The organism is Enterobacter cloacae complex sp. IR5450 (assembly GCF_049238665.1).
In the GTDB taxonomy this organism is placed as follows: Bacteria; Pseudomonadota; Gammaproteobacteria; order Enterobacterales; family Enterobacteriaceae; genus Enterobacter; species Enterobacter hormaechei_C.
This window is the reverse complement of the sequence record NZ_JBMKIC010000010.1, coordinates 24,189-46,434: the sequence shown is the minus strand read 5'-3', so window position 1 is coordinate 46,434 and position 22,246 is coordinate 24,189. Positions and strand designations below refer to the sequence as shown.

20 protein-coding genes and 1 pseudogene are annotated in these 22,246 nt (G+C 57.5%); 8 read left to right on the top strand and 13 right to left on the bottom strand.

Annotated features, from left to right (window positions below; translation table 11 throughout):
- Nucleotides 1–21: 21 nt before the first annotated feature.
- Genes ACOTYB_RS10425 through narI form a run of 4 tightly spaced genes read left to right on the top strand, consistent with a single transcriptional unit; the run spans nucleotide 22 to nucleotide 6,675 of the window.
- Nucleotides 22–3,762, top strand: coding sequence for a nitrate reductase subunit alpha (locus ACOTYB_RS10425; protein WP_409248852.1), 3,741 nt, complete (start codon nucleotides 22–24; stop codon nucleotides 3,760–3,762).
- On the top strand, nucleotides 3,759–5,303 hold the full coding sequence (gene narH / locus ACOTYB_RS10420; RefSeq protein WP_003857031.1) for a nitrate reductase subunit beta: 1,545 nt from the start codon (nucleotides 3,759–3,761) through the stop codon (nucleotides 5,301–5,303). The genes ACOTYB_RS10425 and narH overlap by 4 nt, the downstream gene beginning before the upstream one ends.
- Entirely contained in the window at nucleotides 5,303–5,998 is a 696-nt protein-coding gene (gene narW / locus ACOTYB_RS10415) for a nitrate reductase molybdenum cofactor assembly chaperone (protein ID WP_023324683.1), read from the top strand. Before narH ends, narW begins: the two co-directional genes overlap by 1 nt.
- On the top strand, nucleotides 5,995–6,675 hold the full coding sequence (gene narI / locus ACOTYB_RS10410) for a respiratory nitrate reductase subunit gamma (RefSeq protein WP_003857027.1): 681 nt from the start codon (nucleotides 5,995–5,997) through the stop codon (nucleotides 6,673–6,675). The genes narW and narI overlap by 4 nt, the downstream gene beginning before the upstream one ends.
- Nucleotides 6,676–6,754: 79 nt before the next feature.
- Here narI and nhoA read toward each other — a convergent pair whose 3' ends face one another.
- Nucleotides 6,755–7,600 (bottom strand): N-hydroxyarylamine O-acetyltransferase, encoded by an 846-nt coding sequence (gene nhoA, locus ACOTYB_RS10405; RefSeq protein ID WP_045894438.1) that lies wholly within the window; start codon nucleotides 7,598–7,600, stop codon nucleotides 6,755–6,757.
- Between the two features lie 105 nt (nucleotides 7,601–7,705).
- On the opposite strand from nhoA, the gene ACOTYB_RS10400 reads away from it, so the two are divergent.
- The 3 genes from ACOTYB_RS10400 (at nucleotide 7,706) to ACOTYB_RS10390 (ending at nucleotide 9,191) form a co-directional block, all read left to right on the top strand.
- Entirely contained in the window at nucleotides 7,706–8,278 is a 573-nt protein-coding gene (locus ACOTYB_RS10400; protein WP_220153848.1) for a flavin reductase family protein, read from the top strand.
- Nucleotides 8,279–8,403: 125 nt separating this feature from the next.
- Nucleotides 8,404–8,766 carry a hypothetical protein gene (locus ACOTYB_RS10395; protein WP_038416106.1) on the top strand — a complete coding sequence of 121 codons (363 nt, stop codon included), beginning with the start codon at nucleotides 8,404–8,406 and terminating at the stop codon, nucleotides 8,764–8,766.
- Nucleotides 8,766–9,191 (top strand): DUF3828 domain-containing protein, encoded by a 426-nt coding sequence (locus ACOTYB_RS10390; RefSeq protein ID WP_220153849.1) that lies wholly within the window; start codon nucleotides 8,766–8,768, stop codon nucleotides 9,189–9,191. Before ACOTYB_RS10395 ends, ACOTYB_RS10390 begins: the two co-directional genes overlap by 1 nt.
- 67 nt (nucleotides 9,192–9,258) lie before the next feature.
- On the opposite strand, the gene fusA is transcribed toward ACOTYB_RS10390, so the two are convergent.
- Entirely contained in the window at nucleotides 9,259–11,361 is a 2,103-nt protein-coding gene (fusA, locus tag ACOTYB_RS10385; protein WP_003857019.1) for an elongation factor G, read from the bottom strand.
- Between the two features lie 161 nt (nucleotides 11,362–11,522).
- Between fusA and ACOTYB_RS10380 the strand changes: the two genes are divergently transcribed.
- Nucleotides 11,523–11,822, top strand: coding sequence for an ArsR/SmtB family transcription factor (locus tag ACOTYB_RS10380; RefSeq protein ID WP_000612740.1), 300 nt, complete (start codon nucleotides 11,523–11,525; stop codon nucleotides 11,820–11,822).
- On the opposite strand, the gene ACOTYB_RS10375 is transcribed toward ACOTYB_RS10380, so the two are convergent.
- The 11 genes and pseudogenes from ACOTYB_RS10375 to ACOTYB_RS10325 all read right to left on the bottom strand — a co-directional run bounded on the left by ACOTYB_RS10375 (nucleotide 11,815) and on the right by ACOTYB_RS10325 (nucleotide 22,171).
- Entirely contained in the window at nucleotides 11,815–12,456 is a 642-nt protein-coding gene (locus ACOTYB_RS10375) for a hypothetical protein (RefSeq protein WP_023296669.1), read from the bottom strand. The two genes, ACOTYB_RS10380 and ACOTYB_RS10375, sit on opposite strands and share 8 nt — an antisense overlap.
- 91 nt (nucleotides 12,457–12,547) lie before the next feature.
- Nucleotides 12,548–13,549, bottom strand: coding sequence for a Kdo(2)-lipid IV(A) acyltransferase (locus ACOTYB_RS10370; RefSeq protein WP_059370431.1), 1,002 nt, complete (start codon nucleotides 13,547–13,549; stop codon nucleotides 12,548–12,550).
- Nucleotides 13,550–13,735: 186 nt separating this feature from the next.
- Complete coding sequence (gene pptA / locus ACOTYB_RS10365) at nucleotides 13,736–13,966, bottom strand: tautomerase PptA (protein WP_032609265.1); 231 nt, start codon at nucleotides 13,964–13,966, stop codon at nucleotides 13,736–13,738.
- A gap of 37 nt (nucleotides 13,967–14,003) precedes the next feature.
- Entirely contained in the window at nucleotides 14,004–14,621 is a 618-nt protein-coding gene (locus ACOTYB_RS10360) for a glutathione S-transferase family protein (protein WP_006810732.1), read from the bottom strand.
- 41 nt (nucleotides 14,622–14,662) lie between these two features.
- Nucleotides 14,663–15,550 (bottom strand): transporter substrate-binding domain-containing protein, encoded by an 888-nt coding sequence (locus ACOTYB_RS10355; RefSeq protein WP_003857009.1) that lies wholly within the window; start codon nucleotides 15,548–15,550, stop codon nucleotides 14,663–14,665.
- A 9-nt stretch (nucleotides 15,551–15,559) separates the two neighbouring features.
- Complete coding sequence (locus tag ACOTYB_RS10350; RefSeq protein WP_003857007.1) at nucleotides 15,560–16,333, bottom strand: amino acid ABC transporter ATP-binding protein; 774 nt, start codon at nucleotides 16,331–16,333, stop codon at nucleotides 15,560–15,562.
- On the bottom strand, nucleotides 16,317–17,243 hold the full coding sequence (locus ACOTYB_RS10345) for an amino acid ABC transporter permease (protein WP_003857005.1): 927 nt from the start codon (nucleotides 17,241–17,243) through the stop codon (nucleotides 16,317–16,319). Before ACOTYB_RS10345 ends, ACOTYB_RS10350 begins: the two co-directional genes overlap by 17 nt.
- 9 nt (nucleotides 17,244–17,252) lie before the next feature.
- Nucleotides 17,253–17,762, bottom strand: coding sequence for a GNAT family N-acetyltransferase (locus ACOTYB_RS10340; RefSeq protein WP_220153851.1), 510 nt, complete (start codon nucleotides 17,760–17,762; stop codon nucleotides 17,253–17,255).
- A 9-nt stretch (nucleotides 17,763–17,771) separates the two neighbouring features.
- Nucleotides 17,772–20,035 (bottom strand): annotated as a pseudogene (locus tag ACOTYB_RS10335) (NtaA/DmoA family FMN-dependent monooxygenase).
- 16 nt (nucleotides 20,036–20,051) lie between these two features.
- Nucleotides 20,052–21,173 carry an amidohydrolase gene (locus tag ACOTYB_RS10330; protein WP_220153853.1) on the bottom strand — a complete coding sequence of 374 codons (1,122 nt, stop codon included), beginning with the start codon at nucleotides 21,171–21,173 and terminating at the stop codon, nucleotides 20,052–20,054.
- Nucleotides 21,170–22,171, bottom strand: coding sequence for an MsnO8 family LLM class oxidoreductase (locus tag ACOTYB_RS10325; RefSeq protein ID WP_045342988.1), 1,002 nt, complete (start codon nucleotides 22,169–22,171; stop codon nucleotides 21,170–21,172). The genes ACOTYB_RS10330 and ACOTYB_RS10325 overlap by 4 nt, the downstream gene beginning before the upstream one ends.
- Nucleotides 22,172–22,246: the final 75 nt, after the last annotated feature.

Sequence of the window (22,246 nt, the reverse complement as noted above, 5' to 3'; positions counted from 1 at the left end):
TATCGAAGCAGGAGAAATGTCATGAGCAAACTGTTGGACCGCTTCCGTTACTTCAAAACAAAAGGCGACAGTTTCGCCGATGGGCACGGGCAGGTGTACCACACCAACCGCGACTGGGAGGACAGCTACCGTCAACGCTGGCAGTTCGATAAAATTGTGCGATCCACCCACGGCGTTAACTGCACCGGCTCCTGTAGCTGGAAGATTTATGTCAAAAATGGCCTGGTGACCTGGGAAACCCAGCAGACCGACTACCCGCGTACCCGCCCTGACCTGCCTAACCACGAACCACGCGGCTGCCCGCGCGGCGCAAGCTACTCCTGGTATCTCTACAGCGCCAACCGCCTGAAATACCCGCTGGTGCGCCGTCGGCTGATCGAACTCTGGCGCGAGGCGCTGGCGCAGCATACCGATCCGGTGCTGGCCTGGGACGCCATTCAGAACGATCCGCAGAAAGCGCAGAGCTACAGGAAGGCGCGCGGTAAAGGCGGTTTTATCCGCTCAAACTGGAAAGAGCTTAACCAGCTGATTGCTGCCGCCAACGTCTGGACCATCAAAAACTACGGCCCGGATCGGGTAGCCGGTTTTTCCCCCATCCCGGCCATGTCGATGGTCTCTTATGCCGCCGGTACGCGCTATCTCTCCCTGCTCGGCGGCACCTGCCTGAGCTTCTATGACTGGTATTGCGATCTGCCTCCGGCGTCGCCGATGACCTGGGGCGAACAGACCGACGTGCCGGAATCGGCGGACTGGTACAACTCCAGCTATATCATTGCCTGGGGCTCGAACGTGCCGCAGACGCGTACCCCGGACGCCCACTTCTTTACCGAAGTGCGTTACAAAGGCACCAAGACCGTCGCCATTACGCCGGACTTCTCGGAGGTGGCAAAGCTCAGCGACCAATGGCTGGCCCCCAAACAGGGTACCGACAGCGCCCTTGCCATGGCGATGGGGCATGTGATCCTCAAAGAGTTCCATCTTGATAACCCGAGCGATTACTTCCTCAACTATTGCCGCCGCTACACCGACATGCCGATGCTGGTTCTGCTGGATGAACAGGCTGACGGTCGCGTGGTGCCGGGCCGCATGCTGCGCGCGTCGGATCTGGCCGACGGGCTGGGTGAAACCAATAATCCGGAGTGGAAAACCATCGCCTTTGACGTGGCCGGAAATCTGGTGGCGCCGAATGGTTCCATCGGCTTCCGCTGGGGTGAAAAAGGCAAATGGAACCTGGAGTCGCTGGCCGCGGGACAGGAAACCGAGCTGACGCTTTCCCTGCTCATCACCCACGACAGCGTGGCAGACGTGGCCTTCCCTTACTTCGGGGGCAACGAGAACCCGCATTTCCGCAGCGTGAAGCAGGAGCCGGTGCTGACGCGCCGAGTACCGAGTAAAACCCTGACGCTGGCCGACGGCAGCCAGAGACGCGTGGTTAGCGTGTACGATCTGGTGCTCGCAAACTACGGCCTCGATCGCGGTCTGGAAGACAGTAACGCGGCGACAAACTACGCCGAGATAAAAGCCTACACCCCGGCCTGGGGCGAACAAATTACCGGCGTCCCCGCTTATCTGATAGAAAAAATCGCCCGTGAATTTGCCGACACGGCGCAAAAGACCCACGGACGGTCGATGATCATTCTCGGGGCCGGTGTGAACCACTGGTACCACATGGACATGAACTACCGCGGGATGATCAACATGCTGGTCTTCTGCGGCTGCGTCGGGCAGAGCGGCGGCGGCTGGTCGCACTATGTCGGCCAGGAAAAGCTGCGCCCGCAAACCGGCTGGCTGCCGCTGGCCTTCGCGCTGGACTGGAACCGTCCGCCGCGCCAGATGAACAGCACATCGTACTTTTACAACCACGCCAACCAGTGGCGCTATGAGAAGCTCACCGCAAGGGAATTGCTTTCTCCCCTCGCAGACGCATCGAAGTTTACCGGTCACCTGATTGATTTCAACGTCCGCGCCGAGCGTATGGGCTGGCTCCCTTCCGCGCCGCAGCTCAACCTCAACCCGCTGCACGTGAAAGCTCGCGCCGACGCCGCCGGGATGTCGCCGCAGGATTACACCGTGCAGGCGTTAAAATCGGGTGATATTCGCTTCGCCTGCGAACAGCCGGACAACGGCAAGAACCACCCGCGCAACCTGTTCGTCTGGCGTTCTAACCTGCTCGGTTCGTCCGGGAAAGGCCATGAATACATGCTGAAATACCTGCTTGGCACCGAGAGCGGTATCCAGGGTGAGGATTTAGGCTCAACGGACGACGTGAAACCTGAAGAGGTGGAATGGCAAACCGCCGCCATTGAGGGCAAGCTGGATCTGCTGGTGACGCTTGATTTCCGTATGTCCAGCACCTGCCTGTTCTCGGATATCGTCCTGCCCACCGCCACCTGGTATGAAAAAGACGATATGAATACCTCGGACATGCATCCGTTTATTCACCCGCTCTCCGCCGCCGTTGACCCGGCGTGGGAGTCCCGCAGCGACTGGGAGATTTACAAGGGCATCGCTAAGGTGTTCTCTGAAGTGTGCGTAGGGCATCTCGGCACCGAAACTGACGTGGTGCTACAGCCGCTACAGCATGACTCCCCGGGGGAGCTGTCGCAGCCTTTTGATATTCTGGACTGGCGCAAAGGCGAGTGCGATCTGATCCCCGGCAAAACCGCGCCAAACATTGCAGTCGTCGAGCGCAACTATCCGGAAACCTACGAGCGCTTTACGGCGCTTGGCCCGCTGCTGGACACGCTCGGCAACGGCGGAAAAGGCATATCGTGGAACACCCAGAATGAGGTCGATTTCCTCGGCAAGCTCAACTACGTCAAGCTCGACGGCCCGGCCAAAGGCCGTCCGCGCATCGAGACCGCCATTGATGCTTCAGAGGTGATCCTCGCCCTTGCCCCGGAAACTAACGGTCAGGTCGCGGTCAAAGCCTGGGAAGCCCTCGGCGAACTGACCGGGCGCGATCACACCCATCTGGCGCTGAACAAAGAAGATGAGAAAATCCGCTTCCGCGATATTCAGGCGCAGCCGCGCAAAATTATCTCCAGCCCAACGTGGTCCGGCCTTGAGAGCGAGCACGTCTCGTATAATGCGGGCTACACCAACGTTCACGAGCTGATCCCATGGCGCACGATTTCGGGCCGCCAGCAGCTGTATCAGGATCACGCCTGGATGCGCGCCTTCGGGGAGAGTCTGGTGGCCTATCGTCCACCGATTGATACCCGCAGCGTCACCCATATGCGCGAGATCCCGCCGAACGGCTTCCCTGAAAAAGCGCTTAACTTTCTGACGCCGCACCAGAAATGGGGCATTCACTCCACCTACAGCGAAAACCTGCTGATGCAGACCCTGTCGCGCGGCGGGCCCATCGTCTGGATCAGCGAAACCGACGCGCGCGAGCTGGGCATTGAGGACAACGACTGGATTGAAGCCTTCAACGCCAACGGCGCCCTCACCGCCCGCGCGGTGGTCAGCCAGCGCGTGCCGCCGGGCATGACCATGATGTACCACGCTCAGGAGCGAATCCTGAACATTCCGGGTTCAGAAGTAACCGGACGGCGCGGCGGGATCCACAACTCGGTTACCCGCGTCTGCCCGAAACCGACCCACATGATCGGCGGCTACGCGCAGCTGGCGTACAGCTTCAACTATTACGGCACCGTCGGCTCGAACCGCGACGAGTTCATCATGATCCGCAAAATGAAAAACATTAACTGGCTGGACGGCGAAGGTCGGGATCAGGTACAGGAGGCGAAAAAATGAAAATACGCTCACAGGTTGGCATGGTACTGAATCTCGATAAATGCATTGGCTGCCACACCTGCTCGGTCACCTGTAAGAACGTCTGGACCGGGCGCGAAGGGATGGAGTACGCGTGGTTTAATAACGTCGAAACCAAACCCGGCATCGGCTATCCGAAAAACTGGGAAGATCAGGATGAGTGGCAAGGCGGCTGGATCCGCGGTATTCACGGCAAGCTGACCCCACGCCTCGGCGGAAAAATGGGCGTCCTGTCGAAAATTTTCGCCAACCCCGTGTTGCCGCAGATTGACGATTACTATGAACCTTTCACCTTCGATTACCAGGATCTGCACCGCGCCCCGGAGGGGGATCACCTCCCTACCGCCCGCCCACGTTCGCTGATCGACGGTAAGCGGATGGATAAGATCGTCTGGGGACCAAACTGGGAGGAGCTGCTGGGCGGCGAGTTCGAAAAACGCGCCCGCGATCGAAACTTTCAGAAGATCCAGAAAGAGATGTACGGCCAGTTCGAAAACACCTTCATGATGTACCTGCCGCGCCTGTGCGAGCACTGCCTGAACCCGAGCTGCGTCGCCACCTGCCCGAGCGGTGCAATTTACAAGCGCGAAGAGGACGGCATTGTGCTGATCGACCAGGACAAATGCCGCGGCTGGCGTCTGTGCATTAGCGGCTGTCCGTACAAAAAAATCTACTTCAACTGGAAAAGCGGCAAGTCAGAGAAGTGCATCTTCTGCTATCCGCGCATCGAGTCCGGCCAGCCGACTGTCTGCTCGGAAACCTGCGTCGGACGCATCCGCTATCTCGGGGTGCTGCTGTATGACGCAGACCGCATTGAAGAGGCGGCCAGCACCGAGCATGAAACCGATCTGTACGAGCGCCAGTGCGACGTGTTCCTTAACCCGAACGATCCGGCGGTGATTGAGGAAGCGCTGAAACAGGGTATTCCGCAGAACGTCATCGACGCGGCACAGCGTTCCCCGGTTTACAAAATGGCGATGGACTGGAAGCTCGCCCTGCCGCTACACCCGGAATACCGCACCCTGCCGATGGTCTGGTATGTGCCGCCGCTGTCACCGATTCAGTCCTACGCGGACGCGGGTGGTCTGCCGCAGAGCGACGGCGTACTGCCTGCGGTAGAAAGCCTGCGCATCCCGGTGCAGTACCTGGCAAACATGCTCAGCGCGGGCGATACCGGCCCGGTGCTGCGCGCCCTGAAGCGCATGATGGCAATGCGTCACTACAAGCGCTCCCAGACCGTGGAAGGCGTGACCGATACCCGCGCCATTGAAGAGGTCGGCCTGACCGAAGCGCAGGTTGAAGAGATGTACCGCTATCTGGCGATTGCCAACTACGAAGACCGCTTCGTGATCCCCACCAGCCACCGCGAAATGGCACGCGACGCTTTCCCGGAGAAAAACGGCTGCGGCTTCACCTTCGGCGACGGCTGTCACGGCTCCGACACAAAATTCAACCTCTTCAACAGCAGCCGCATCGACGCGATCAACATCACCGAAGTGCGCGATCACGGGGAGGGAGAGTAATGCAAATCCTCAAAATCATCGCGCTGCTCATTGAGTATCCCGATGAGCTGCTGTGGGAAAACCGTGACGAAGCGCTTTCCCTGGTGGAACAGGATGCGCCCATGCTGCTGCCGTTTGCGCAGCAGCACCTGAGCGCCCCGCTGCTGGATAAGCAGGCCGAATGGTGTGAAGTCTTCGAGCGGGGACGCGCAACGTCGCTGCTGCTGTTCGAGCACGTTCACGCCGAGTCACGCGATCGCGGTCAGGCGATGGTCGACCTGATGAGCCAGTATGAGAAAGCCGGGCTGGAGCTGGATTGCCGCGAGCTGCCGGACTATCTGCCGCTCTATCTGGAATATCTCAGTATCGTCAGCGACGACGAGGCACGTGAAGGGCTGCAAAACGTCGCGCCTATACTGGCGCTGATTGGAGGCCGCCTGAAACAGCGCGAGGTCGCGCATTACCAGCTGTTTGACGCCCTGCTGTCGCTGGCGGAAACACGGCTTTCCAGCGACAGCGTGGCGAAACAGGTGTCCGGTGAAATACGGGATGATACCCGTCAGGCGCTGGACGCCGTGTGGGAAGAGGAACAGGTCAAGTTTATCGAAGACAACGCCACATCGTGCGACAGTTCGCCGATGCAGCAATATCAACGACGCTTTAGCCAGGACGTCGCGCCGCAGTACGTGGACGTCAGCGCCGGAGGCCCAAAATGACTCATTACCTGAACGTGTTTTTCTATGACATTTATCCGTACATCTGCGCCACCGTCTTTTTCCTTGGCAGCTGGCTGCGCTACGACTACGGGCAGTACACCTGGCGCGCCTCGTCGAGCCAGATGCTCAGCAAGCGCGGGATGAACTGGGCTTCGAACCTGTTTCATATCGGCATTCTGGGGATCTTCTTCGGGCACCTGTTCGGCATGTTAACCCCGCACTGGATGTACGCCTGGTTTTTACCCATCGCGGTTAAACAGCAGTTAGCCATGATTGCGGGGGGTATTTGCGGGGTGCTAACGCTGATTGGCGGCTCTATGCTGCTGATCCGCCGCCTGTTCAACCAGCGGGTGCGCGCCACGTCCACCACGCCGGATATTATCATCATGAGTATCCTGCTGCTTCAGTGCATCCTTGGGCTGTCGACCATTCCTTTCTCCGCCCAGTATCCTGACGGAAGCGAGATGATGAAGCTGGTCGGCTGGGCGCAGGGGATCGTGACGTTTAAGGGAGGCTCGTCGGAAATGCTGAGCGGCGTCGCGCCGATCTTCCGCGTGCATCTGGTGCTGGGGATGACGATCTTCCTTATCTTCCCGTTCACCCGCCTGGTGCACGTGTGGAGCGCGCCGTTTGAGTATTTTACCCGTCGCTATCAGGTTGTGAGATCGCGCCGTTGATTTTGTCGGGTGGCGGCTACGCCTTATTCCACCTACGTTCACACTCCCGTAGGCCCGGTAAGGCGTAGCCGCCACCGGGCTATTTCCCCGCCTGCGGATGCGTATCAAACCCCGCCATCACGGCCGTCAGCTCTGCCAGGGTAAAGCCGTGCTTCGGGTCATCAACGCCCAGGCCAAACCGCGCCTGCATCAGCTGATACAGCGCCTCCGCATCCGGCAAATGGATCTGCTCTTCCACATGACCGTTCTGCCAGTGGGTAAAATTAAAGTTGGTCAGCGTTAGCTTGCCCCCGTCCGGCAGGTGGCGACACATCAGCAGGTGATGACGGAAATGGGACTGCGGCCAGTGCGCCGACCAGAAGTTTCCCATCACGTAATCGTTGAAGTACTGGGTCGCCAGGTCAAAATGGTACATCGACTGCCAGTGCTCGTGATGGCGGAATTGCAGTATCCAGTCGTTACCCTCGCTCAGCAAACGATAACGCCCGTGCGGGGTTTCCTGTTCCTCGTTGGCGATCAAACGAATCGGCGCCGTCAGCGTTTGTCCGCCAAATCCCACATCGGCGATCCAGCGCTCTCCGTTCAGCTCAACCAGCAGCAACCGGTGCGTACGCGGCGGCATCTGCGACGGATTGGCCAGCACAACCCGCCCCAGCACGCTGCGCACCGTAAACCCGACTTCGCGCAATACCCGCTCAAACAAGCCGTTTTGCTCGAAGCAATACCCCCCTCGACGTGCGGTGACCAGTTTATCCACCAGACACCCGTCGTCCAGATGGATTTCCCGCGGCAAAACGACGTCGATATTTTCGAAGGGGATCGCGCAGTTATGGTGTAAATGCAGCCCCCGCAGGGTATCGATATTAACCTGTACGGGCTGCTGCCAGCCCGTGCGGGCAAAATAAGCACTCAGAAATGGGGACATGATTTGCTCCAGGAGGTGATATCCCCTGTTTATAAACTATTTTCCCTTTTGCATATGCGTAAAAGTGCTTTTTCGTCATACTCATCGTGTACACGAGGAGATCCTATGAGCCACTTTCGCCCTGTTGAATTACGTCACGCCAGCCGCCTTCTGAATCACGGTCCAACCGTGCTCATCACCAGCCGGGATGCGACCATCGATCGTCGCAATGTCATGGCCGCCGCATGGTCTATGCCGGTGGAATTTGAACCCCCGCGTATCGCGATTGTGGTAGACAAAAGCGCGTGGTCACGGGAGTTGATCGAACGCAGCGGGAAATTCGGCATTGTGATCCCCGGCGTGGCGGCAGCCAACTGGACCTGGGCGGTCGGCAGCGTCAGCGGGCGCGACGAGGATAAATTTAACTGCTACGGGATCCCGGTTATTTATGGCCCTGAGCTTGACCTGCCGGTTATAGAAGAAAAATGTCTGGCTTGGATGGAGTGCCGGTTATTACCTGTCACCTCTGCGGCAGAGAAATATGACACCCTGTTTGGCGAAGTGGTTTCCGCCGCGGCGGATGAACGCGCATTTGTCGCCGGACGCTGGCAGTTTGACGGGGATAAGCTGAATACGTTGCATCACATGGGAGCGGGTACGTTTGTTGCGAGCGGGAAAATGGTGAAGGCGCTGGAATGATTTTTTAATTATACCCATATGAATTATATAAAATTTCTATGGCATTTTATGTTTATCATGACGATGTTAAACGGAGGATATTTCAGAAGCTGTTGCATAAACAATCTTTCGTAAAGGAAATATCCATGTCATGGAACAAAGATGGCGCAATATCATATGCGAAATCACACGCGCAACCCAGCAGCACGGGTTATTGTGCTCGTTACGTAACAGAAGCGATCAGAGCGGGTGGTCGATTAAAAATCCCCAACACGCGTCTGGCAAAAGATATGGGGCGCACATTAGTCAATGCAGGCTTTCACCTGGTATATGATCAACCCCATGCTGGTGACGTCGCAGTTATCCAAAATATAGTTGGTCATGATAGCGGTCACGTTTGTATATACGATGGTCAACAGTGGATCAGCGATTTTGTGCAACGCACCATGTATCCTGGGCAGGCTTACCGCAACATACAACCTCATTACGAACTGTTCAGGCATGATTAATGAAACCACTCTACTTTTTACTTTTCGCCCTGTCTCCGCTCGCGGCCGCAGAAAATATTTATGCACCGGGTCAGGCGGCACTTAAATTCAATCAATGGTATATAGCGCAGTTAGATCAGAACAAACCGCCCGTACTCAATCCAGACATTATGAACGAGTACGTAGCCTCAGGGACCATTGCAGCAATTAAAGAAATGTACTCTGGCGACAGTAACGATAAAGATATGCCCGATGCGGATATGTTTATCAAAGCGCAGGACTGGGAAGATGACTGGAATCAGGTAACCGTCTTACATTCTGATTTTGACGCCGTATGCACAAACGTCTATGTCGCATTTGGTAAGAAGCAAGATCATGTTATTGCAGATTGTCTCGTTGAAGAGCAAGGAAAATGGAAAGTGCGATCGGCGACGCTAATTAAGTAACAGGCATAAACTCCCTGTCGCAATAATAAAGACACATGGTAGCCAAATGACTACCATGTGTAATTAATTAACTCTTCACACGCTTCGCAATGATCTCATCCGCCACATTCCGCGGAGCTTCCGCAAAATGATGGAATTCCATCGTATACGTCGCGCGCCCCTGGGACATCGAGCGCAGCGTGGTGGCATAACCAAACATCTCAGCCAGCGGGACGTCAGCGCGAATAATCTGGCTGCCGTACTGCTCTGCCATCCCCTGCACCAGGCCGCGACGGGAGGAGAGATCGCCCATAATGTTCCCGGCATACTCTTCCGGCGTTTCCACCTCAACGTGCATGACCGGCTCAAGAATAACCGGGTCCGCCCGCCGTGCGCCCTCTTTGAAGCCGAGGATCGCCGCCATGCGGAAGGCCATCTCCGAGGAGTCAACGTCATGGTAAGAACCAAACGTCAGGGTCGCTTTCACATCCACCACCGGATAGCCCGCCAGCACACCCGTATTCATGGCTTCTCGCAACCCTTTTTCCACCGACGGGATGTACTCCCGCGGCACCACCCCGCCTTTGGTGGCATCTTCAAACACAAAACCACTCCCGGCTGCTAACGGCTCAAGGCTCAGGACCACATGACCGTACTGCCCTTTCCCGCCGGACTGTCGGACAAATTTACCTTCTATATCTTTCACCGCTTTACGCAGGGTTTCACGGTAGGTGACCTGCGGACGACCAATGTTCGCCTCAACGCCAAACTCGCGCTTCATGCGGTCGACGATGATCTCCAGATGCAGCTCGCCCATCCCGGAGATAATCGTCTGACCGGACTCTTCGTCCGTGTGCAGGCGGAACGACGGATCTTCCGCCGCCAGGCGCTGTAGAGCGATCCCCATTTTCTCCTGATCGGCCTTGGTTTTCGGCTCAATCGCCAACGAAATAACCGGATCCGGGAACTCCATCCGTTCAAGGGTGATCACCGCATTCGGGTCGGTCAGCGTGTCACCGGTGGTGACGTCTTTCAGCCCGACACAGGCTGCGATATCCCCTGCGCGCAGCTCGTCCACCTCATGGCGATCGTTGGCATGCATCAGCACGATGCGCCCGATACGCTCTTTCTTGCCCTTCACCGGGTTGTACACCGCGTCGCCTTTACGCAGTATGCCGGAATAGACGCGGATGAAGGTCAACTGGCCGACGTACGGATCGCTCATCAGCTTGAAGGCCAGCGCCGAGAACGGTTCATCATCGCTTGGGTGGCGCTCGGCGTGCTGTCCGTCTTCGTCTACCCCATCAATAGCGGGCACGTCCAGTGGAGACGGCATCAATTCAATCACCGCGTCGAGCATGCGCTGCACGCCCTTGTTCTTGAAAGCGCTGCCGCACAGCATGGGCTGTATTTCACCGGAGATAGTCCGGATCCGCAGTCCTTTGATGATTTCCGCTTCATCCAGTTCGCCCGTCTCAAGATACTTATCCATAAGCTCATCGCTGGCTTCTGCCGCAGACGAGACCATTTTTTCTCGCCACGTCTGGGCGGTACTCAGCAGATCGTCAGGCACCGGCGCGTAGCTAAATGCCATGCCCTGCGTCGCATCGTCCCACAGAATGGTGCGCATCTTGATGAGATCCACCACGCCGGTGAAGTGTTCTTCTGCCCCCACGGGGATCACAATCGGGACAGGATTGGCTTTCAGCCGCTCCTGCATCATCCGCACCACGCGGAAGAAATCTGCGCCCGGGCGGTCCATTTTGTTGACGAATGCCAGACGCGGAACATGATATTTATTCGCCTGACGCCAGACGGTTTCCGACTGCGGCTGCACGCCACCGACGGAGTCATAGACCATTACCGCGCCGTCGAGCACACGCATGGAACGTTCCACCTCAATGGTGAAATCCACGTGCCCGGGGGTGTCGATAATATTGATGCGGTGCGGTTCAAAGCCTCTGTCCATACCAGGCCAGAAACAGCTTACCGCCGCCGACGTAATGGTGATCCCGCGCTCCTGCTCCTGCGCCATCCAGTCGGTGGTTGCCGCGCCATCGTGTACTTCACCCAGCTTGTGGCTCATCCCGGTGTAAAACAGGATGCGCTCAGTGGTGGTTGTTTTGCCGGCATCGATATGCGCGGAGATACCGATGTTGCGATAACGTTCGAGTGGAATGGGTCGGGGCATGATATTTCCTTAAGTCTTCAAGACTGGTTTGTGACGACCGGGATGGTCGCGTATTCGTTCGTTTGTTATAATAGTCCCATTGTACGAGTATTATCGAACTATTTTTTAACGGTTGACCTATTGTTGATATAGCTCAATCTCACGCGAGACGCAGGAAAACGATGATCCCAAACCACCCGGAACCTGAACAAATAGTGTTGGAAAATGTGCTGTTCGCCCTCGGCAACCCGCTGCGATTAGCGATTATTCGCAGGCTGGCCGACGGCAGCGAACTGAGCTGTAACGCGCTGCGCCCGGAAGAGGTGGTGAAATCCACTATGACTCACCACTGGCGCGTGCTGCGCGACAGCGGCGTGATCTGGCAGCGCCCGCAGGGGCGCGAGAATATGATTTCACTGAGAAGAGAGGATCTGGACGCCCGCTTTCCGGGACTGCTGGCGATCCTGCTCCAGGCTAAGTAGCGGCAGCGTCCTCAAGACGATAAACCGGAATGCGCCGTGTTGTTCCGGTAAGGGTGTCGAACACCTCCGTATCGGACGTCACTATTCTCATCCCCGTCTTCCTTAACCGCTGCACGTCGGCGGCTATGCGCTGGAGGCCAAACCAGAAAAGCCCGTCAAGCGCGGTGACCGCAAGCCCCTGTTCCAGCGCCAGCTGGAGGCGCTCGCGGGGGGCTTTCACCTGCTGAGCGATTTGCCGGTAAGGCACTTCCGAACCACCGGACGCATCGATCCGCTGAATACGGGTCTTCAGGTGGTAGGTAAATTCATCTGGTATGCCGTTCAAATCCTGTTTAAGGCTGTAAACGCAGCCAAACCGCTTGCCGTTGAACAGGACATTTTTTTGACTGAGCTGGAACTCATTTCTGATGCCATCAATCAGCTGCGGTGCACGGGTAAGAAGTAACCGGAAGGGAAGCTCAAAGCTGGTCACATAATCCACGTTCAGCAGCGCGAGACGCAGCCGCTCTTCTGCCCCGGATTTCTGGTCATGACACTCGCGCATCACCTCGGCCCACTGGCGCGTCAAACGTTCGGGCTCGCCGGCTTCGGTAAGGAGGTATTTTTCAAGATGATAATCGACTCTTCCGGTCATGTGGGGCATCCCGTCAATGTGGATGCGGTAATTCTATCCAGCGCGGCAGGATTTATAAAGGGCGGAGCGCACCGGCACCCGCCCTGTCCGACTACTGCTGGATACTCGACCGGTCCGAAATATCGCTGGCAGATAAGGTTCTTGCAGTAGACGCGACCTGTTTTTTGCGTTTATACCGGTCCGGCTGGCCTTCAGGGCGGGTTTTGAACCGGCGATGCAGCCACATATATTGCTCAGGCGCCATCATCACGGCGCGCTCAATCGCTCTGTTCATTTGCGTGGCCACCGACGCTTTATCGCCTCCCTGCAAGGTATCGCTGATATCTTCCAGAATAAGCAGCTCATACCCTGTGCCATCTGCTTTTCGGCGCGGTACAAACGGGATCACGGCCGGTCTGGCACTTTTCACCAGCATGTAGCTCCCGGCAGTTGTCGCGGCGTCCGGGACGGCAAAAAACGGCACAAACACGCTATTCGTTTTGCCATAGTCGTGGTCCGGGGCATACCACAGGATCTCGTTTTGCTTCAGCGCGCGGATCATGCCCTTCAGGTCATAGCGGTCAAGCATGGTTTTATTGGAACGCAGACGACCGCGCGTTTGCAGCCAGTCGAGCAACGCATTATTGTTGGGACGATACACACCAATACCCGCGTTGAGCATGCCAAAGATGCGTGCGCCTAATTCCAGCGTGAGAAAATGCATGCCAATGAGCACCACGCCCCTACCTTGCGCCCGCGCCTGTTCCATATGTTCGTAGCCGGTCACGCTGAAGTGTTTCCGCACGCGCCAGTCAGGCCAGAACCACGCTATGCCGGTTTCGATGACCCCCATTCCAACCGATTCAAAATTACGCTCAAGTAAACCCTCGCGCTCGTCCTCTTTCATATCAGGAAAACAAAGCTCAAGATTCCGTCTGGCGATCTCCACGCGGCGTGGAAGCAGGCGCATGGCCAGACGCCCAAGCCCGTGACCTGTTTTTAACAGCAGCGGATACGGAAGCTGAACCGTGCACCAGAGTGCGGCAATGCCTGCCCAGCTGAGCCAGTAACGAGGATGAATAAAGGCGAGTGAAAACTGAGGTAATTTTGTCATGGAAAAATTATCCTTTTACTAATTTGTACTTAATCTGGTGCAGTTGCAGTGCTTACCTGCTGATTTAACGAATATTGTTCGGAAGGATGAATTGTAGCGGAATCGTTATGGTTTTTATTATCGATTTTTGCGAAAGGGAATAAAAATGGGGATCGCCGGGTGATATTGCACCACCCGGCAGGCAAGTTACATCGAATAGCCGGGCTTCTTAATCAGTTCATCCAGTTTCGGGCCGATCTCGGTATCCCAGACCTGCGCCTTCCAGTCAGCTTCCTGAATCTCCTGAAGCGCCACGGAGATTGAGCGATCTTTGCTGTTCAGATGACGGGCGATCGCTTCGGCGATATCCGCCGCCAGGGCCGTTTTTTGTTCGTCAGTCAGATCGCGTGGAAAACATTTGATATCAACGTGTGGCATGGGCAGGGCTCCTTTTATAGGTGAGCGTTCCACGTTATCAGATTATATCGTTAGCTTTTAGCACCTTGTGCAGTTCCGGCAGCGCGCAGACGGCATCCGCGACGGCGGTAATATTAGGCGTGTTGGTGGCAAACCACTCATGGCGTGGACCCCAGGTACGCGCAACGGCAATATAGACGTCAAGCAGCGTCAGCTGTTTGCCAAACGCAAACGGCGAGGCGCTGAGCTGGCTGTCGAACCACAGATAAAGCGATTTTCGGTACTCAATGCAGTTTTTCTTCAACTGTTCCGGGGCATCAGGAACCCAGCGTTCCGGGTAATCTGCATACGTAAAGGTGGGATAGACGTTCGCCACAAACCAGATGAGCAGGCGCTGAAACTGCTGGCGCTCGGCCTGCCCAACGGGCGGCGCGAGGTCGGGACGTCTGTCGAGCACCATCAGGGCGATCGCCGCGGTTTCCGTCACGATCGCCCCGTTTTCCAGCTCCAGCGTCGGCACCTGGCACAGCGGGTTCAGTTTCAACAGCAATTCGCGCTGCGGGCCGGGCTGGTCAAACCCGTCCACGTTGACGAACTGATACGGGATGTCTGCCAGAGTCAGCATCACTTCACTGATTGCCGATCCCCAGCCAGGTACGCCATAGAGTTTGATCATGTTGCCCCCTCAGGGATGAAAACCCTAAGTGTAGAGCACCATTAGTAGGTTATCCCGGGCGGATTAACGTCTGAAGACGTCACCGCTTCGCCCGCTTCCCCCCAGCGCGCCAGCACCTTTTGATACTCCCCGCGCTTAATCGCACCGTCCAGCGCAGCCTGCAACGCATACACCAGCCCATTACCTTTTTTGGTTGTGGTGGCGACATAGGCTTTCTTCGGGCCTAAACCCACGACGCGGGTTTTGCCGGTTAACGCGGCTTTATAGGCCGAAACGGACTGCGGTCCAAAGAACACATCCGCCCTGCCGGACTGAATATAAAGATTGCCTGAGGCGTCGTCGGTCAGGTAAACCGGCAACGCAGGCTCGCGCCCGGCCTTTTTATTCTCTTCGTTCCAGCCCAGCAGAATACGCTCCTGATTGGTGCCAGACCCGACAATCACCTTTTTCCCGGCCAGATCTTTCGCACTGGTGATCGACTGTACGTTGCTGGTGGATTTCACCGAGAAGGCCAGGGAATCGACGCGATAGGTCGCAAAATCGAACTTCTCCTTACGTTGCTCGGTGACGGCGATATTCACCAACGCCACGTCATAGCGCCCGGAAGTGATCCCCAGCGGCCAGTCTTCCCACGCCGTTGGCACCAGCTTCAGCTTCAGCCCCAGACTGCCCGCCAGCAACCGGGCGATATCCGGGTCGCTGCCAATACGGGTGCGGTTATCACTGGCCAGCAGCGCAAGCGGCGGAGAATTCAGGGCTGAAATCGCCACCGTGAGGGTACCCGGCTCAACAAATTTATAGTTCGCCGGGATTTTCGCCACTGCCTGTTGATCAACCGTCACCGGCAGCGGCTGTTCGTTGGCCTTTAAATCAATGCTGGCGTGGCTCGCCGTCGTGAAGACCAGCCCCGCCAGGAGTCCATATTTCATCTGCGCTCCTTACAGCACTTTTGAGAGGAACTGGCGCGTTCGCGGATGAGACGGTCGGTTTAAAACGTCATCGCTGCTGCCCTGCTCCACAATTTTACCGTCGACCATAAATACCACCTGGTCCGCCACTTCCCGGGCAAAGCCGATCTCATGGGTGACCACCACCAGCGTAGTGCCGGAACGGGCGAGTTTTTTAATCACGTCCAGCACTTCGCCAACCAGTTCCGGATCCAGCGCCGAGGTTGGTTCATCAAACAGCATCACGCGCGGGCGCAGCGCCAGCGCGCGGGCAATGGCGATACGCTGCTGCTGGCCGCCGGAGAGGTGACGCGACCAGGCATCGGCTTTATCGCGCAGTCCTACCACATCCAGCAGGCTGTAGGCGTTTTCAACAGCCTCTTTTTTACTGAACTTTTTATGCGCGATGGGTGCTTCAATCAGGTTTTCCAGCACCGTGAGATGCGGAAAAAGATTGAAGTTCTGAAACACGTACCCAACGTTGACGCGCTGTTTGAGGATCTCTCTCTCTTTTAGTTCGTAGAGTTTGTCACCCTGACGGCGATAGCCGATGTAATCCCCGTCAATCTGAATAAAGCCTTCGTCTACGCGCTCCAGATGGTTAATGGCGCGCAGCAGCGTCGATTTTCCCGATCCAGAGGGGCCGAGGATCACCGTCACGGAGCCCGGCGGGATCTCAAGCGTGACGTTATCGAGCGCTTTATGTCGGCCAAAAAACTTACTGACGCCGGTAATGGAAATGTGTCCTTCAGGAGAGGCTTGCATGAACAGGCTCCTGTGCTGGCGAAGTGGTGACCGAACGCGAGCGACTCGCCGCCCGGTTCTGGTTTACGGCGGAGCGGCGCTCGCTGCGGGCGAGTCCACGCTCAATAACATGCTGGATGGCAGACAGTACGGTGGTGATCACCAGATACCAGACGGCCCCCACCATCAACAGCGGGATCACCTCCTGGGTGCGGTTGTAGATCATCTGGATCGTGTAGAACAGTTCCGGCATCGCCAGCACGTACACCATCGCCGTCCCTTTGGCGAGGCTGATAATTTCGTTAAACCCGGACGGCAGGATGGTGCGCAGCGCCTGCGGGAGAATTATGCGCACGGTGCGACGCCACGCCGGCAGACCTAGCGCAGCGGCCGCCTCATACTGACCGTGGTCGACCCCAAGGAAGCCCCCGCGAATGATCTCCGCAGTATAGGCGCTCTGCACCAGCGTCAGCCCCACGATGGCGGTAGAAAACTGCCCGAGAACGTTGATGGTTTCAAAGCTGCCCCAGGTAATGCCGGTAAAAGGCACGCCGAGAGAGAGCGTGTCGTAGAGATAGGAGAAGTTATAGAGGATAATCAGCACCACGATCAGCGGCAGCGATCGGAACAGCCAGATGTAACCCCACGCCAGGCTGCTCAACAGCCATGATGACGAGAGCCGCGCCAGCGCCAGCATGCCGCCAATCACCACGCTCAGTACGGTGCTTATCAACGTCAGCAGCAGCGTCTGGCCGACGCCTTCGAGGATCACCGGGTCGAAGAACCAGCGGGCAAATACCGCCCACTCCCAGCGCGGATTAAAGGCCACGGACTGGATCACGACCGCCAGCACAAACAGCGCCACCACGGCGCCAGCAGCGCGCAGCGGATAACGTGCCGGGACCACTTTTATGGTTTCAACGTTGCTCATCGTCGCTCCTTATGCGGTTTTGCTGAGCGCTTCGCGGATCAGCGTCTTGGTGAAACGCAGCCGACCGTCGAACGGCGGCTGGCTGTACTCTTCCGGGTCGCGGTTGAGATCGAACTGCGGCTGATACCCCTGGCTGAGATAGAGCCGCACCGCCTCCGGCTGACGAAACCCCGTGGTCAGGTAGATGTGGCTGTAGCCCGCCAGCACCGCCCGGCGCTCCAGCTCCTGTACCACGCGCGCGGCCAGCCCCTGCTGGCGCAGCGTTTTATTCGTCCAGATACGTTTGATCTCTGCGGTATGTTCGTCGAAGGGCTTATACGCCCCGGTGGCGATGATCTCGCCATCGCGCTCCAGAACGATAAACAGCCCCTGCGGCGCCAGGTACCACTCTGTCAGCTCGACTTCCGCATCCTTTGAAAAGTAGTCGCCGTAACGAGCGGCGTATGCACCAAAAAGCCCCTCGATAATGGGCTGAAGATCGGCATCTTCCGGCGAAACGTCACGAAATTGTTCGCGCATAGCGCCTCCTTAATCGCCCAGACCCGCCGGGTTAACTTCGGAACTGGGGATACGCTCCACGCCTTCCCCCCAGCGGTTCAGCACCTTGTCGTAATCTCCGTTCTTGATCGCGCCGTTCAGCGCGGTTTGAACCGGTTCGACCAGGCCGCTGCCTTTTTTCAGCGTCACCGCGATATGCGCTGCCTTCGGCCAGCCGCCATCGACGCTGCCGACCAGTTTGGTTTTACCGTTAAGCGCCGCTTTCCAGGCACCGATCACGTTCGGGCCAAAGTAGGCGTCCGCGCGTCCGGACTGAAGCGCCAGCGTTTGGGCCGCGTCGTCTTTGGTGTAGATCGGCGTAAAGGGTTTAAGCCCTTTTTTGAGGTTCTCTTCGTTCCATGCCAGCAGGATGGCCTCCTGGTTGGTGCCGGAACCCACGATGATGCGCAGCCCGGCGATATCCTCTGCCTTCACAAGCGAGTTGATCGGACTGGTGGATTTCACGTAGAAGCCAAGTGAATCCTTGCGGTAGGTGGCGAAGTCGAACTTCTCTTTGCGCGCTTTAGTGACGGTGATGTTGCTGATAGCCGCGTCGTATTTCCCGGAGGCAACCCCCAACGGCCAGTCCTCCCAGGAGGTGGGCACCACGTTCAGCTCCAGTCCGAGGCTGTCCGCTACCAGACGCGCGATGTCGACCTCACTTCCCAGCAGAGTTTTGTTGTCGTCGGAAAAGACCGTCAGCGGCGGTTGATTCAGTCCCGCCACCGCCACGGTAAATTTCCCCGGCACGGCAAAGCGATAGTCTTTCGGCAGTTGCGCGATCGCATCGCTGTTTTTGGCGGTATTGATCGGCGTTTTATTGGCCTCAATGCTCACGCCGGTGCCGTTAATATTGACGTTCTCTGCCCAGACGACAGGGGTAAAGGCCAGCGCAAGCGCCAGAATAAGCGATGATTTCTGCATAGCGTTTTTCTCTTTTATTGTTGTGTGAACTGATTTTTGGGCTCGTCTAAGCCCAGACTTTCGCGCAGCGTGGTGCCGGGATAGTCGGTGCGGAACAGGCCGCGCGCCTGTAAAACGGGCACCACCTGGTCGACAAAGCGCGGGAAGGTGTCCGGCGTGCCACCCTGAATGATGAAGCCATCCGCCGCCTTCTCTTCGAACCAGGCCTGTAAACCATCGGCCACCTGCTCCGGTGTGCCGGAAAAACGCGGGCGCGGCGATGCGGCTTCCAGCGCGACCTGACGCAGAGTTAAGTTGCGCTCACGGGCGTTACGCTTGATTTCATCGGTGGTGCTGCGGAAGCTGTTTTTGCCCAAATCGCCAATATCCGGGAACGGCGCGTCGAGGGGATACTGGCTGAAGTCGTGATGCTCGAAATATCGTCCGAGGTAATTCAGCGCATCATTAATGGAGACCAGTGCCGCCGTAGTTTGATACTGGTTTTCTACGTCATCGGCGTCGTTTCCAACAATCACGCTGACGCCCTGGAATATATGTAAATCCCCTGCGCGACGGCCGTGACTTTCCAGCTGCTGTTTAACATCGCGGTAAAAAGACTGGGCTTCTTCCCGCGTGTCATGGTGGGTAAAGATGGCGTCAGCGTGTTTTGCCGCCAGCTTTTTACCGTCGTCGGACGCGCCAGCCTGAAAGACTATCGGACGTCCCTGCGGCGTGCGGCCAATATTCAGCGGGCCGGAAACCTGGAAGAAATCACCGTGGTGATCCAGAGTATGCAGTTTCGACGCATCAAAGAACTGTCCGCTCTCTTTATTGCGGATAAAGGCATCCCCTTCCCAGGAATCCCACAGTCCTTTCACCACGTCGAGATACTCATCGGCAATGCGGTAGCGCAGCGCATGCTCCGGGTGTTTTTCACGTGAGAAGTTCTTAGCTGACCCTTCCAGCGGTGAGGTCACCACGTTCCAGCCCGCGCGTCCGTTGCTCAGGTGATCGAGGCTGGCGAACTGGCGTGCAACGGTGAAGGGCTCGCTGTAGGAGGTGGACAACGTGCCGACCAGTCCCAGGCGCGAGGTGATACTCGCCAGCGCGGACAACACCGTCAGCGGCTCAAAGCGGTTTAAAAAATGCGGAATGGATTTCTCGTTAATATAAAGACCGTCGGCCACAAATATAAAGTCGAGCTTGCCCTCTTCTGCTTTTAAAGCCGTTTCTTTAACGAAATCAAAATTAATGCTGGCATCCGCGACCGCCGCGGGATGGCGCCAGGCAGACATATTACCGGATGCACCATGCAAAATGGTCCCCAGCCGCAATTGACGATGTGCAGTCATATTCACCTCAAATTAATTAAACGTGTTGCAGGGCTTTTTCCGCGAGCTGAGCAAAATAGCGGGCAGCGGGTTCGATTAATGCTTCGTCCGGGTTAAATGCCGGGTGATGTAACCCAAACGGACTGTTGCTGCCAATGCTGACAAACGCGCCGGGTATGTTTTGCAGATAGACCGCGAAATCCTCCCCGCCCATGTGCAGTTCCGCATGCCGGGTTTCATATCCCGCTTCGCGCGCGACCGAGGTGGCAAACACGGCCCAGTGCTCATCGTTCACCAGCGCGGTGGGCCCGGCGTACCAGGTGATGTTGATCTGCGCGCTAAAGGCGCTGGCAAATCCGGCGGCGATTTCACCGACGCGCGCTTTCACGTTCTGCTGCACTTCCGTGCGGTGCGTGCGCAGCGTGCCCTCCAGCTCAACGCTTTCCGGCAGCACATTCCAGGTATTCCCCCCGGCGATGCGCGTCACGCTCAGAACAACCGAATCCAGCGTATTGACGTTACGGCTGGCTACGCTTTGCAGCGCGGTTACCAGCTGGCTTGCCAGCACGATGGCGTCGTTGCCTTCATGGGGACGTGCGGCATGCGCGCCTTTGCCGGTCACGTGAATAACGAAGCGATCGACGTTGGCATAGAACGGGCCGCCGCGCGTGGCAAACTCGCCGACCGGCAGTGAAGGCTCGTTATGCATTCCGAAAATCGCGCGTACGTCGCGTAACGCCCCGGCCCGCACCATGCTTTTCGCTCCGCCGAAATTTTCTTCCGCAGGCTGGAACAGGATCCGCACGCGACCGTTAAGCGAGGCTTCCCGCTCTTTCAGCTTTAGCGCGGCGCCGAGGATCACGCTGGTGTGAATGTCGTGTCCGCAGGCATGCATCACCCCGGCACGCCGGGAGCTAAACGGCACCCCGCTGCGCTCGTCGATGGGTAACGCGTCGATATCGGCGCGCAGCGCAACCAGTGGGTTGCCCGTGCCGATCTCCGCAACCAGCCCGGTCTGGAGATCGTAAGGCAGCGGTGCAATCCCGGCTGCCGTCAGCCACTCGCGCAGGCGGGCCGTTGTTTCGACCTCCTGACCGGACAGCTCAGGGTTCTGGTGCAGCTCACGGCGCCAGGCAATCAGTTGTTCGCTAAAGCTCATACGGTAACCTCCCTGTTAAGACGCGCCTCGGCCAGCAGTCGCAGGGACTGCACGCGCGTTGCGCCATCAGCGACCGGCGTGTCGATGATAAATTCGTCAATCCCCCACTGCTGATGCAGCGCGTTAAGCTGTTCAAGCACCGACGCCGCCGTTCCGGCCAGCAGAGACTGCGCCCGACGCGCAATGCGCACCGGTTCACTCCCCGCCTGCCGCGCAAAGGCGTAGGCCTGTTCTTCGCTGGCGACGGTGACGCGCTGTCCGTTTGCCAGCTCCACACCCCACACTTCAACCTTCTGCGCCAGCGCATCGGCCTCAGCCTGGGTTGGGGCAACAATGACCTGCACGGCCACAATCACCTCCCGGACGCTGTGTTGACGCCAGGCTGTGACGACCTCGCGCAGCAGCTCAGGATCACCATTCAGATGGGCGGCAAAGACAAAATGCCAGTCGAGGGAGGCCGCCAGCAGCACGCTTTCGGTACTGGCGCCCAGCAGGAATCCCCGGGCAGGCGCCGGTGGCAGCGGCGTGGCGCGAACGTCCTCCTCCGCTGACTGATTTTCAGGGCGGATCCAGCGATCAAGCTGCGTCAGTTGGTCCGCAAAGCTGCCTTTCTCCTGCGGATTTAGGCCGTACTGCAAGGCGCGGGTAGAGAGCGGCAGACCGCCGGGCGCTTTGCCAACGCCCAGATCAACCCGGCCCGGCGCAATGGCGGCCAGTACGTTAAAATTTTCGGCGACTTTGTAGGGGCTGTAATGTTGCAGCATGACGCCGCCTGAACCCACGCGAATACGCTTTGTTTGCCCGAGGATCCAGGCAATCAGCAGCTCCGGCGAGGGGCTGGCAAGCTGCGGGGTATTGTGGTGTTCGGCAATCCAGAAGCGGTGATAACCCAGCGTTTCTGCCTGCTGCGCCAGTGCTAAGGTTCGCGCCAGCGCATCGGCGGCTGTTTCGTGTTCTGCGACGGGGCTTTTATCCAGAATGCTGATTCGCCATGACATGTTGCGTTCTCGTTTGACTTAACATGTCGTCATTATTAAAGGCGGATTTCACCTCTGAGAAACAATTAATTTACA